Origin of the sequence: Pseudorhodobacter sp. E13 (assembly GCF_003991405.1) — a bacterium.
Lineage (GTDB): Bacteria > Pseudomonadota > Alphaproteobacteria > Rhodobacterales > Rhodobacteraceae > Pseudorhodobacter.
The window spans coordinates 38,241-49,666 of the sequence record NZ_RPEN01000143.1; the positions used below are offsets into that span (position 1 = coordinate 38,241).

The 11,426-nt window shown below is 63.5% G+C and carries 12 protein-coding genes; 6 read left to right on the top strand and 6 right to left on the bottom strand.

Annotation, left to right across the window (positions count from 1 at the left end; all coding sequences use genetic code 11):
* Positions 1 to 20: 20 nt before the first annotated feature.
* Positions 21 to 692, bottom strand: coding sequence for a DnaA ATPase domain-containing protein (locus EGN72_RS03670; RefSeq protein WP_127045297.1), 672 nt, complete (start codon positions 690 to 692; stop codon positions 21 to 23).
* On the bottom strand, positions 689 to 1,789 hold the full coding sequence (locus EGN72_RS03675; protein WP_127045298.1) for an AI-2E family transporter: 1,101 nt from the start codon (positions 1,787 to 1,789) through the stop codon (positions 689 to 691). The genes EGN72_RS03670 and EGN72_RS03675 overlap by 4 nt, the downstream gene beginning before the upstream one ends.
* Positions 1,790 to 1,976: 187 nt before the next feature.
* Here EGN72_RS03675 and proS point away from each other — a divergent pair, with 187 nt between their 5' ends.
* Genes proS through EGN72_RS03690 form a run of 3 tightly spaced genes read left to right on the top strand, consistent with a single transcriptional unit; the run spans position 1,977 to position 4,826 of the window.
* Positions 1,977 to 3,314, top strand: a complete 1,338-nt coding sequence (gene proS, locus EGN72_RS03680; RefSeq protein WP_127045299.1) for a proline--tRNA ligase — start codon at positions 1,977 to 1,979, stop codon at positions 3,312 to 3,314.
* A gap of 15 nt (positions 3,315 to 3,329) precedes the next feature.
* Entirely contained in the window at positions 3,330 to 4,307 is a 978-nt protein-coding gene (locus EGN72_RS03685) for an SMI1/KNR4 family protein (RefSeq protein WP_127045300.1), read from the top strand.
* A gap of 9 nt (positions 4,308 to 4,316) precedes the next feature.
* A complete protein-coding gene (locus EGN72_RS03690) occupies positions 4,317 to 4,826 on the top strand; it encodes a DUF2937 family protein (protein ID WP_127045301.1) in 510 nt (169 codons plus the stop codon).
* Here EGN72_RS03690 and EGN72_RS03695 read toward each other — a convergent pair.
* A complete protein-coding gene (locus EGN72_RS03695; protein WP_127045302.1) occupies positions 4,796 to 6,457 on the bottom strand; it encodes an SDR family oxidoreductase in 1,662 nt (553 codons plus the stop codon). The two genes, EGN72_RS03690 and EGN72_RS03695, sit on opposite strands and share 31 nt — an antisense overlap.
* 192 nt (positions 6,458 to 6,649) lie before the next feature.
* On the opposite strand from EGN72_RS03695, the gene EGN72_RS03700 reads away from it, so the two are divergent.
* The 3 genes from EGN72_RS03700 (at position 6,650) to EGN72_RS03710 (ending at position 9,304) form a co-directional block, all read left to right on the top strand.
* Positions 6,650 to 7,897: a lipoprotein-releasing ABC transporter permease subunit gene (locus EGN72_RS03700; RefSeq protein ID WP_127045309.1), complete on the top strand. Its 1,248-nt coding sequence runs from the start codon at positions 6,650 to 6,652 to the stop codon at positions 7,895 to 7,897.
* Positions 7,890 to 8,570 carry an ABC transporter ATP-binding protein gene (locus tag EGN72_RS03705; RefSeq protein WP_127045303.1) on the top strand — a complete coding sequence of 227 codons (681 nt, stop codon included), beginning with the start codon at positions 7,890 to 7,892 and terminating at the stop codon, positions 8,568 to 8,570. Before EGN72_RS03700 ends, EGN72_RS03705 begins: the two co-directional genes overlap by 8 nt.
* Positions 8,571 to 8,653: 83 nt before the next feature.
* Positions 8,654 to 9,304, top strand: a complete 651-nt coding sequence (locus EGN72_RS03710) for a DUF3047 domain-containing protein (RefSeq protein ID WP_127045304.1) — start codon at positions 8,654 to 8,656, stop codon at positions 9,302 to 9,304.
* Here the strand turns inward: EGN72_RS03710 and EGN72_RS03715 are convergent.
* The 3 genes from EGN72_RS03715 to EGN72_RS19565 all read right to left on the bottom strand — a co-directional run bounded on the left by EGN72_RS03715 (position 9,282) and on the right by EGN72_RS19565 (position 11,069).
* Positions 9,282 to 9,746, bottom strand: coding sequence for a DMT family transporter (locus EGN72_RS03715; protein ID WP_127045305.1), 465 nt, complete (start codon positions 9,744 to 9,746; stop codon positions 9,282 to 9,284). The two genes, EGN72_RS03710 and EGN72_RS03715, sit on opposite strands and share 23 nt — an antisense overlap.
* Before the next feature lie 56 nt (positions 9,747 to 9,802).
* Positions 9,803 to 10,801, bottom strand: coding sequence for an acyltransferase family protein (locus EGN72_RS03720; RefSeq protein ID WP_233587021.1), 999 nt, complete (start codon positions 10,799 to 10,801; stop codon positions 9,803 to 9,805).
* A 136-nt stretch (positions 10,802 to 10,937) separates the two neighbouring features.
* Positions 10,938 to 11,069: a hypothetical protein gene (locus tag EGN72_RS19565; protein ID WP_255417414.1), complete on the bottom strand. Its 132-nt coding sequence runs from the start codon at positions 11,067 to 11,069 to the stop codon at positions 10,938 to 10,940.
* Between the last annotated feature and the right edge of the window lie 357 nt (positions 11,070 to 11,426).

Here is an 11,426-nt window from a genome sequence, read left to right on the forward strand (position 1 = left end):
TGACAGTTGTCGCCCGTTGTTCAGTCATTGTCCAGCAGGCTTGCGGCAAGGCTGCGCGTCACGGCACAGCCCCGCGCCAAGGCTTCGGCGTCCAGACGGGCCACCAGCGCGCGGGCGGCATCAAAGCTGCGCTCCATCCGGGGCAGAAGATAGGCGACCAGCGCCGGGTTGACGCTGATCTGACGATCGGAAAACAGCTTGATCAGCACCGCAGACAGCAGCGCATCATCCGGCGGGTCCAGCCGGGTGATGGCGGCGGCCTGCATGCGGCTGGCAAGGTCGGGCAGGGTCAGGCCCCAGTCGCGCACCGGGCTGCTGGCTGTCAGCAGCAAGGGGGCGTGATGGGCGGCCAGCATGTTATGCAGGTGAAACAATGCCTCTTGTCCGGCGGGGCTGTGGGCAAGGTCGGTGCAATCTTCGACCACCAGCGCGGGCAGGGCGGCAAGTGCTGCCAGATCGGCCCCGGCAAGGGTGGCGGCGGGGGCCATTCCAGCCCCTGTCATTTCGGCCCAGACATGGGCCAGATGGGTTTTCCCCGATCCGGGCGGGCCAATCAGCAGCATCTTGCCGCGCGGCCAGTCGCGCCAGCCATCCAGCGCGGCCAAGGCCTGCGCATTGGTGGCCGAGACGAAAAAGTCCTCGCGCCCCAGCGCGGTGCGCAAGGGCAGATCAAACGCAAGTTGGCGGGTCACGATGCGTCCTGCGCGCTTTGCTCTGCCTTTGCCTCGGCCTCGGCCCGCGACAGACCGCGATACAGCAGGCTTTCCTGATACCGCTCAATCGCGAAGCGGGTCAGAACGCCAAGCGCTGCGGCCACCGGCACGGCCACCAGCATGCCGACAAAGCCAAAGGCAGACCCGAAAGCCGACAGCGCAAACAGCAGCCAGACCGGGTGCAGCCCGACCGAATTGCCGACAAGGCGCGGCGTGATGACATTGCCTTCCAGAAATTGGCCCAAGGCAAAGATACCCGCGACAATCCCGATAGACACCCAGTCGCCCCAGAATTGAAACAGCGCAAGGCCGATGGCCAAAGCGCCACCCACCAACGCCCCGACATAGGGGATAAACGTGATCGCCCCGGCAATCGCGCCGACCAGCAGGCCGAAATCAAGTCCTGCAAGCATCAGCGCGGCCGAGTAAAACACACCCAGCACGATGCAAACGCTGATCTGCCCACGCACAAAGGCGGCCAGCACGCCATCAATCCGGCGGGCCAGATCACGCACCACCGGGGCATGATCGCGCGGCAACAAGGCATCGACCCGCGCCACCATCTTGTCCCAGTCCAGCAGCAGGTAAAACGCCACCACCGGCACCACGACCAGAAACAGGATCGCGTTCAATACCCCCAGCGCGCTGGTGAACAGCGTTTTGGCGGCCTGCGTGCCCCAGTCTTTCAAACTGTCCCCCACGGACAGGATCGACTGGCGGATCACGCTGTTTTCATCCAGCAAGTCGGGGAAACGCTCGGTCAGAAAGGCTTGCAGGCGGGCGAAAATCTTGGGCGTCGCCTCGACCAGCCCGCTGAGCTGCGCGGCGAGGGACGGGATCACGGCCAGCACCAGCAAAACCGCGATCAAAAGCGCCGAAAGCGATATCACCGTGGTCGCGGCGACCCGGCTCAGGCCCCAGCGTTCCAGCCTGTCGGCCACCGGATCGAGGAAATAGGCAATTGCCCCGCCCACCAGAAACGGTGCCAGAACCTGCCCCAAGGACCACAGCAGCGCCAGAAAGACCACCGCCGCGATGCCCCAATAGGTCAGTTGTTGTTTTACCGGCAATGCCATGCGGCCCCCAATCGTTGCCCTAGACACATTGCCCATCAGTCCCGGCAATTCAAGGGCTTCGGTTTTCGGGGGCTTACGATTTTTCGACGATAATTCTGATTTTTCGTTGAAAAATCGGCGCGCCCTTGCTTGCAGGCGTGGATTTGCCTAAACCACAGCGCAAATCCTCTTGTCCAAAGGTGCCCCCATGCGGTTGACGCGCTACTTCCTTCCCGTTCTGAAAGAAAACCCGGCCGAGGCGCAGATCGTCAGCCATCGCTACATGTTGCGCGCGGGCATGATCAAGCAGCAGGCGGCGGGCATCTATTCGTGGTTGCCGCTGGGCTATAAGGTTTTGAAACGGATCGAACAGATCGTGCATGAAGAACAGGTGCGCGCGGGCCATATCCCGTTGTTGATGCCCACCTTGCAGCCTGCCGATCTGTGGCGCGAATCCGGTCGCTATGATGATTACGGGCAGGAAATGCTGCGCATCAAGGATCGTCAGGGCCGGGATATGCTTTACGGCCCCACGAATGAGGAAATGATCACCGACATCTTCCGCGCCCATGTCGGCAGCTACAAAGACCTGCCGCTGACGCTGTATCACATCCAGTGGAAATTCCGCGATGAGATGCGCCCGCGTTTCGGCGTGATGCGGGGGCGCGAGTTCCTGATGAAAGACGGCTATAACTTCGATTTGACCAAAGAAGACGCGCTGCACGCCTATAACCGCCATCTGGTCAGCTATCTGCGCACCTATGAACGCATGGGGTTGCAGGCCATTCCGATGCGCGCGGATTCCGGCCCCATCGGCGGCGATGATACGCATGAATTCCTCGTTCTGGCCGAAACCGGCGAATCCGAAGTGTTCTATGACAGCGCCGTGACCGATATCCGCCTTGGCGCACGCGACATCGACTATGACGACAAGGCCCAGTGCCAAGCCGTGATGGAGGAGTTTACCTCGCTTTACGCGCGCACCGATGAAACCCATGACGAAGCCGCCTTCAACGCCATCCCCGAAGCGCGCCGCAAATCCGCGCGGGGCATCGAGGTGGGGCAGATTTTCTTCTTCGGCACCAAATATTCCGAGGCGATGGGGGCCACGGTTGTCACCCCCGATGGCAGCAAGGTTCCGGTGCAGATGGGCAGCCATGGCATTGGCGTGTCGCGCCTGCTGGGCGCGATCATCGAGGCCAGCCATGACGACAAGGGCATCATCTGGCCCGAAGGTGTCACCCCGTTCCATTGCGGGATTGTGAACCTGAAACAAGGCGATGCCGATACGGATGCGGCCTGTGAGGCCATCTACAAGGCGCTGCAACTGGCCGGGCTTGACCCGCTGTATGACGACCGGGATGACCGGGCCGGGGCCAAGTTTGCCACGATGGACCTGATCGGCTTGCCATGGCGCATCACCGTGGGGCCGCGCGGCTTGAAAAACGGCGTGGTGGAACTGACCAGCCGCCGCAGCGGCGTTTCCGAAGAAATGACCGCCGAGGATGCCGTGGCCCGGATTGGCCAGATTTACGCGGGCCTCTGACCAAAGGTCGAAACCATGCGGGTGGGAATGCGGATTTTTCTGGGGCTGGTTCTGGTTTTGGCCGGGGTCGGCTTTGGCGCTGCCGCACGATCACCCGTGGTCATCGCGCCTTTGTCGGTGATTTTTACGCTTAGTTTTGCGCTGGGGCGTTGGCGGGCGTGGCGCGCGGCTTTGCAGGCGGGGGCGTTGCTGCCTGCCTTGCGCGCGCAATGGTCGACGGCTCTGGTGCAGGTGTTGCTGGTGGTGTTGCTTTACCTGCTGGGCCGGGGGTTTGGCGCAATGACGGGCCTTGCTGCCCCGGCGGCCTTTGGGTCTGTCGATGCGCTGGCGCTTTGGGGCGTTGCGATTGTGGTGCTGTGCGGCGGGGCGGGCTTGGCCTTGCTGGAGGCGCAAGGCCCCGTGGCGCAGGCGGCAGCAGAACCCGCCGCCCCGCAGGCATTTGCCGCCGTAACCGAGACCAGCTTTTTCACGGGTCATCACTACAGCAATACCGCCAATTCCGTCCCGGACCCTGCTTTGGCCTTTCTGACCGAGGCGCAGATCACCGAGGCAGAGGCGCGGCTCGGGGTTGTTTTGCCGCAGCCGTTGCGCGCGCTTTATCTGCGCCAGAACGGTGGGCCTGTGGGGGGCTTGGTCAGCCCGCGCGTGCCAAACCCCAGCGCCGAGGAAGATTGGATCACCCCGTTTTCCGGCTATGATGATCTGTCGCCCTTGCGCTTTGTGCGCAGCTTGCAATCCAGTATTGAAGATTACGCCGACCCACAGACACAGCCCGAAATGTTCCCCGCGGGCGCGGATCGCATGATCGCGCTGGCGCAATGGTATCGTGAAACGCTGTTTCTGGATTACCGGACCGGCGGCGCCCCGCGCGTTGGCTTTTTCGACTTTGACAGATCAGAGGATTTGCGCGACGCTGAATGGCAAGATCGGGCAGTCTGGTGGTCGGATTTCGACGCGTTTTTTGCCAGCCTGCGCAGACCGGCGGAGACATGAGAGGCAGCAATGATCGGCAAGGTTCTGGCGCTGGCGGGCGGCGTGGCGGGGGCGGCGGCTTGTTCGCAATACCCTGAGTTTTCACAGCAATATATGCAGCGCTTGGCCGGGCAAGTGGATGCGCTGACGGCGATTGTCAGCGATTTTGACCGCAGCGCCGGGGCGAATGGCCTGACCCGCGATGAGGCTTTGGCGCAGTTGCAGGGCACAGGCTTTCTGGCCGCGCGCCGCGCCGATATGCAAAACGCCTTTACCCGGCAAGAGCGGTTGACCAAAGACCTGACCTTTCTGCGCCTTGCCACCCCGATGGAACGGATGGTGATGCCGCAGCGCCTTGCCGACCCCGAGACGTTCCGCGCCACTTGGGCCGATTTTCGCCCCGCCGTCCCGCTGAGTGTTGAGGGCGGCGTGGCGGCAGGGCTTGGGTTTCTGGGCGGTTGGGCCGTGGTGGCGGGCGTGCTTGGCCTGATGCTCTGGCCATTCCGGCGCTATTCTGCGCGGCGCAACCAGCCGTCATAGCAAACGACATTGCCGATCAGCGGCAGGTCAATCTCGACGTGAAAGCAAAAGCGATCCTCCTCTTGCCGCTCATGGCTGTTGCCGCGCGGCATCAAAGCGCTGGGCAGCGGCAGGCCGAGGAAAGACCAGCGGCGCGGGATCAGGCGCAGGCGGTCGCCGTCCTGAACCAGCGCCAGACCAAAGCGCAGGGGGCCAAACCGTTCGTCCATCAGATGGGTGTTGCGGGCTTGGCCCAGCCGTTGCGTGGACCGCATGACGCGCCCGCCGAAATTGCGTTCCCATGTTTCCACGCCTTTGGCATCGGTGGCAAAGGTCACTGTCACCGGCACATCGGCACCGGCACGCGGAAAGCCGAACAGTGCGGCCACCACGCGGGGCAACAGGCCCTTGCCGCGTGTCACCTGTGCGCGGCCTGCCCATTGGCTGCGGGGGCCGGGGCGGTGCAAGGCTTGCACCAAGGGGGGCAGGGCCTCAAAGGCCGCGCCCAGCAGGCGGGGATAAAGCGGGCCTGCCGCGCTATCTTCGCGCCAGCCGGTGCGGATGCGGCGCTTTGCGAACAAGGCGTCGTAATCGGCCAGCGTCAACGCGCCCACCGCGCTGCGGGCACCGGGGGCAGGGGCCGCGCCCGCGTGCAGCTTGCGGATGATCGCCTCTATCGCCATCGACGGGATCAGCGGGCCGTCATCGGCTTCGGCCAGCAAATGCCAGCTACGGGTGACGGGCTTGCCATTGGCCGCGCCCGCCGCTTCCAGAAACATGCCGCCGCGATGCTCGCCAAAGGTGCAGGCGTTCAGCACGCGGTAGCAAAGCGGGGCCAGAGGGGCGAGGTTGGGCAGATGCAGCGCGGAACGGGCGCGGGCCAGAAGGTTGAGCATGCGGTGCAAAACCTCGGGCACCGGGCCTGCCCCCATCCACAGGCTTTGCACCGAAGGCATAAGCGCCGGGATCAGCCGCAGATCGGGCACATCAACCAAGGAAAACCGGATGTTGCGCAGGGGCAGTGCGCCGGGCACCGCCACGGTATAGCGCAGACTTTCGCCCAGCCCGATCCCGGTGCTGTCTGCCCCTTTGCGGCGCAGGCGCACGGGCTGGCCCGCATAGCCCAGCACGGCGCGCATCACATTCATGCCCACGCCCGCATAGGGGGAGGGCGCAATGCCGCCCCGCACATCTGCAATCGTCATGGTTTGCGCCATCTCGGCCAGCACGGCGGCTGTCAGCACCGGAAAGCTGCTGACACCTGACAGCACGAAAAGGCCCTTGTCGCGGGCTGCGGCGTCAAAGCGGGCAATGCCTTGCACGAAATCCGACCCATCCGCGAAATCGAGGTAGCTGACACCATGGGCAATCGCCGCCTCGACCACGCCATAGGGGTTCGGCCCGTAATCCTGAAACGGGCCAGAGGCATCGACGATCAGATCGGGGGCCTCGGCGGCCAGCAGGGCTGCAATTGCGTCCCGTTCGGCCCGAACCGGGCGCAGCCGTGCGGCCCCCGTCCAGCGGTCGCAAAAGGCTTTGGCGGCTGCAAGGTTGCGCCCGGCGATCAGGATATCCAAATTCGGCATATCGGCCAAAAGCTGTGCCAAGCGCCCGCCGAACACGCCGTAACCGCCTAAAATCAACAGCTTCATCACCAATACCCAACCCGCCACCTTGCCCCCGCAGCAAAGCCCATCGGCGGCTTTCCCGCAAGCCTGCCCGTTGACGCAGGCGTGGCTTGACCTCTGCCCGCATTTCCCGCAGGTTCCGCGCCAAATTACGCCGCCAAGAACCCCCGAGGAGCAACACCCGTGAGCACCCCCCCGTTTGCGCCGTTTGAATGGATGATCGCCTGGCGCTATTTGCGGGCCAAGCGGGCCGAAGGCGGTGTGTCGGTGATGACATGGATCAGCCTGATCGGCATCACTCTGGCGGTGTTTGCGCTGATTGCGACGCTGTCGGTGCGGGCAGGCTTTCGCGCGGAATTTGTCGATACGATTTTGGGCGCCAATGCCCATGTGACGATTTATGCCGCCCAACACCAAGCCGCCGATGGCCGCACCATCCGCAGCTTTGAAAACTATGACGAGATTGCCAATGAGGTGGTGCGCGTGCCTTTCGTCACCCGTGCCGCGCCGATGGTGCGCGCGCAGGTCATGGCCAATGCGGGCGACCGCAGTTCCGGCGTTGAAGTGTTCGGGATGCGAGGCGCGGATGTGCGGTCCATCCCGCGCGTGGGCGAAGGGGCGGATGCTTACGGCGACCTGACCCGCTATGATGAAGGTATCGCGATCGGGTCGGGTGTGGCGCGGGAATTGGGCGTGACGGTGGGCGACCGTATCCGGCTGATTTCCCCCAACGGCGTGAAAACCGCCTTTGGCACCAGCCCGCGCGTATCGGCCTATGAGGTTGTCTATGTCTTTACCGCTGGCCGCTATGACATTGATCGCACACGGGTTTACATGCCACTGGCCGCCGCGCAGGACTATTTCAACCGCGAGGGCCTCGCCGATGAAATCGAGGTGATGGTGACCAAGCCAGAGGAGGTGGACAGCATCGCGCTGGACCTGATGAAAGCGGGGGGCCAATACGCCAATGTCTGGACATGGCGCGACAGTTCTGGCGGGTTTCTGCGCGCCTTGGAAATTGAGGACAATGTGATGTTTGTCATCATGTCGGTGCTGGTGCTGATTGCGGCGATGAATATCGTGTCTGGCCTGATCATGCTGGTCAAGAACAAGGGCCGCGATATCGGCATCTTGCGCACCATGGGGCTGACAGAAGGGTCCATCTTGCGGGTGTTTTTCATCTGCGGCGCGTTTACGGGCATCATCGGCACGGCGCTGGGCGTGGCTTTGGGTTGCCTGTTCGCGATCTATATCGACCCGATTTTCAGCTTTGTGAATTATGTGGCGGGTGGCGGGGTTTGGGACCCGTCGATCCGGGGGATTTACGCGCTGCCCGCCAAGCTGCAATTGGGCGATGTGATGTCGGCTGTCATTCTGTCGCTTGGGTTGTCGTTCATCGTCACCATCTTTCCCGCGCGCCGTGCCGCCCGGATGAACCCGGTAGAGGCGCTGCGCTATGAGTGAGGTGATGCTGTCGCTGGAAGGCGTGACCAAGGCCTATAACAAGGGCAAACCCGCCGAGGTGCAAGTGCTGCGCGGCGCGTCCCTGTCGGTGGCCAAGGGCGAAGTTGTGGCGCTGGTGGCCCCGTCCGGTGCGGGCAAATCCACCTTGCTGCATATCGCGGGCCTGCTGGACAGCGCCGATGCCGGGCAGATGCGGCTGGGCGGTGTGGATATGGCGGGCCTGTCCGACCGCGCCCGGACCGAGGCGCGGCGGCGCGATGTGGGCTTCATCTATCAGTTCCACCACCTGCTGCCCGAGTTTTCGGCGCTGGAAAACATCACCCTGCCGCAGCTTGCCAATGGCACAGGCCGTAAAACGGCCGAGGCGCGCGCCCGCGCTTTGCTGGATAAGGTGGGCGTGGGGCACCGCGCCGATCACCGCCCCGCCGCCCTTTCGGGGGGGGAGCAGCAACGCGTCGCCTTTTGCCGCGCGCTGGCCAATGGCCCGCGCCTGCTGTTGGCGGATGAACCGACGGGCAACCTTGACCCTGCGACCTCCGATCAGGTCTTTGGCGCGCTGATGGATCTGGTGCGCGAAACCGGGCTTTCGGCGCTGATCGCGACGCATAACATGGAACTGGCCGCGCGGATGGACCGCGTTGTGCGGCTTGAGGCGGGGCAGGTGGTGCGCTGACCGCTCACGCCGCGTTCAAGCAGTTGTGTGCCCGGTTACAGCCTAATGATGCTAGGCAGGGGGAAACCAGTTTGTGAGGTCCCATGTCCCGTTCCGCTTTGTTCGCCGCCCTGATCGCGGCCACGCTTGCCCCCGCCGCCCATGCCGAAAGCGTGGCCTTTGACAAAAGCTGGACCACCCAGCGCTTTTCACTGTTTTCATCCAATAAATACGGGTTTCAGGGCAATGCGATGTCGATCGCGTCTGATGGGTCTGTCTCGCTTGCCTATACCCGCGTGAAAGAGGCGCTGTGGGGCGCGAAATCAGCGAAATGGTCGTGGTCGGTCAGCCAATCCGTGCCTGCCACCGATCTGGCGAAAAAGGGCGGCGATGACCGCAACGCCTCGCTTTACTTCGTGTTCTTGCCCGAGGCCGAGGCGAAAGCCTTGGGGGCAAAGGCCGATGTGCGCAAGCTGCTGACCAGCCAATCGGCGCGGGTTCTGGTTTACGTCTGGGGCGATAATCGCGGGCGCGGGACGGCGCTGTCCAGCCCTTACCTTGGCAACCGGGGCAAGACGATTTTGCTGCGCGCGGCGGGCACGGGGAAGTTTTCCGAAAGCGTGAACCTTGCCGCCGATTACAAGCGTGCCTTTGGCGGGCAGGCGGGCGCATTGGTCGGGCTTGCCGTCTCGGCGGATTCGGATGATACGAAAACCGCCATCCGCGCCTCGATCACGGGGCTGGCCTTGAACTAAGCTGGATCAGCGCGACCCCGGCCATCATCAGCGCGATGCCTGCGCCGCGCGGCCATGTCATCGGTTTGACGCGCGCGCCGAACAGCCCGAAATGGTCGATCAGGCCTGCCGCGACCATCTGCCCGATCAGCACGAAAAACACCGCATTGCCGACGCCGAATTTCGGTGCGACCGTGGTGATGGAGATGACGTAGAATGCCACGCAAAGCCCGGCCAGAAACAAATGTTTCGGCTGGGCCGGGGCAGAGGGAAGCGCCGAAAACCCACCCATGACCGCCGTGGTAAGCGTGGCGGCAAGGAAGGCTACCACAAACAAGATCATCGCAGCCGCCGAGGGGCTGCCGATCCGCGCACCAAGCTGCGCGTTCAAAGCAGCCAGAACCGGGATGCCGATGCCCGCCGCAAGCATAAGGGCCGCGTAGCGCAGGGTTTCTGGGGTCATGTTTGGCCTTTCTGACAACGGGGATGCCCGCACCAAAGGCGAAAGGCGGCGGCGGGTCAAGCGGCCTTTGCGCGGCCGCCTGCGGTCCCTGCGGGCGGTTCAAACCCGATAAGGCGCGAGACGCCTGCGCGCCGCGCCGCCCAGATCAGCAGCGCAGGCCCCGCCAGCCCCGCCAGCGTGCCAAGCAGCAGATGCGGCCAGAGTGTCTCCACCCCGGCGTGCCGCAGCACGATCCGGGTGGCGGCGGAAAAGATCACATGGGTCAGGTAAATCGGCATGGTTTGCTGGCCCAGCCTTTCCAGCCAGCGGCGGGCTGTCTGGCCCAAAGGCAGATTGGCGAAAAAGGCGATGAATCCCAGCATGGCCAGCCCCATCGCCAGCGTGGACCGCCCCGGCAGATCCGGCGCGAAAAGCAGGGCCTGCCCCAGCAAGAAGGCAGCCGCCGCCGGCAGCACCCAGAATTGCCGCAGCAAGGCCCCCGGCCCCGCCAGCATCGCAAAAGCGATCCCGGCAAAGAAGGGCGGCAGATAGATCACGGTATTCCACAGGCTGTCAAACGGGGCGACATTGATCCAGCCCGCCCGCGCGGCAACCGCAAGGGCGGCCATGGCGACCAGCATCACAGAGCGGGGCAGGCGCATCAGCCCCCATGCGATCACATGCAGGATAAACAGCGTGTAAAGAAACCAGAAAATCCCCACCGGGGGCAGCACCGACAGGGCCACCTCGGCCAATGAAAGCACCTGCCCCTTGATCGGCACCCCCGCAAGCGTTTTCAGTCCCGCATCAATCCAGCCCCAAAGGATCATCGGCCAGAGAAGCAGCAACGCCCGGTTGCGCAGAAAATCCGGCAGCGGGCGGCGGGCCGAGAAAAACAGCCCCGACAGAAAGAAAAACACCGGCATGTGAAACAGGTAAATCGCGCTGTCGATGCGGGCGAAAAGCTGGGTGTCGGGGATCATCCCGGCAGAGTTCAGCCCGCGCCAGACATGGCCGATCACGACGAAGATGATGGCCACCGCCTTCACCACATCAAACCCGGTCAATCTTTGCACCATACTCGCCTCAGGGATACGCGTTATCCTTGGGTTCATGGCTGGCGCGGGGGGCTGTTGTCAAAGGGAATTATCGCGCCCCTGCGTCACGTTTCGCGGGCAAGGCCGGGGCGGGCCCCCGGCCTTCGCAAGCCCGCTACTTGATCTTTTTCCCCGCGATGGTGGTGCTGTCCTTGCCCGCGTTGGAGTTGGCGGTGGCCAGCACTTTGGGGGCCTCTTTCTTTGGCTTCTTGGCTTCTTTATTGCCTTTGTTCTTCTCTTTGGACATGGGGTGATCTTTCGAGCCGGAGGACCGCCGGGCGGTTGCCGGGGCGGTTAATCGCTCAAGGGGCTGTAACCCGGTGGGCAGCAGGGGCTGGCCCCTGTGTGGGGGAAGGGTAGGCCTGTTGGGGGTGGGGCGCAAGGACGATCAGGGGGGGCGGTGATGTGGCCAGGATGCGCTGCGGAATCGCGCGCGGAATGTTTGGTAATATGTTGAAATTGCTTGATATTGCGGATAAAATTTACCGGTTGTTAGGGTCAGGACCCATTGATTTGCTTGAGGCTGCCGTCGCTGCGTGATTCAAGGCCCCTAGCTACGGGGGTGATCATGAGCAATCTATTCTGGCTGACGGACGAGCAGATG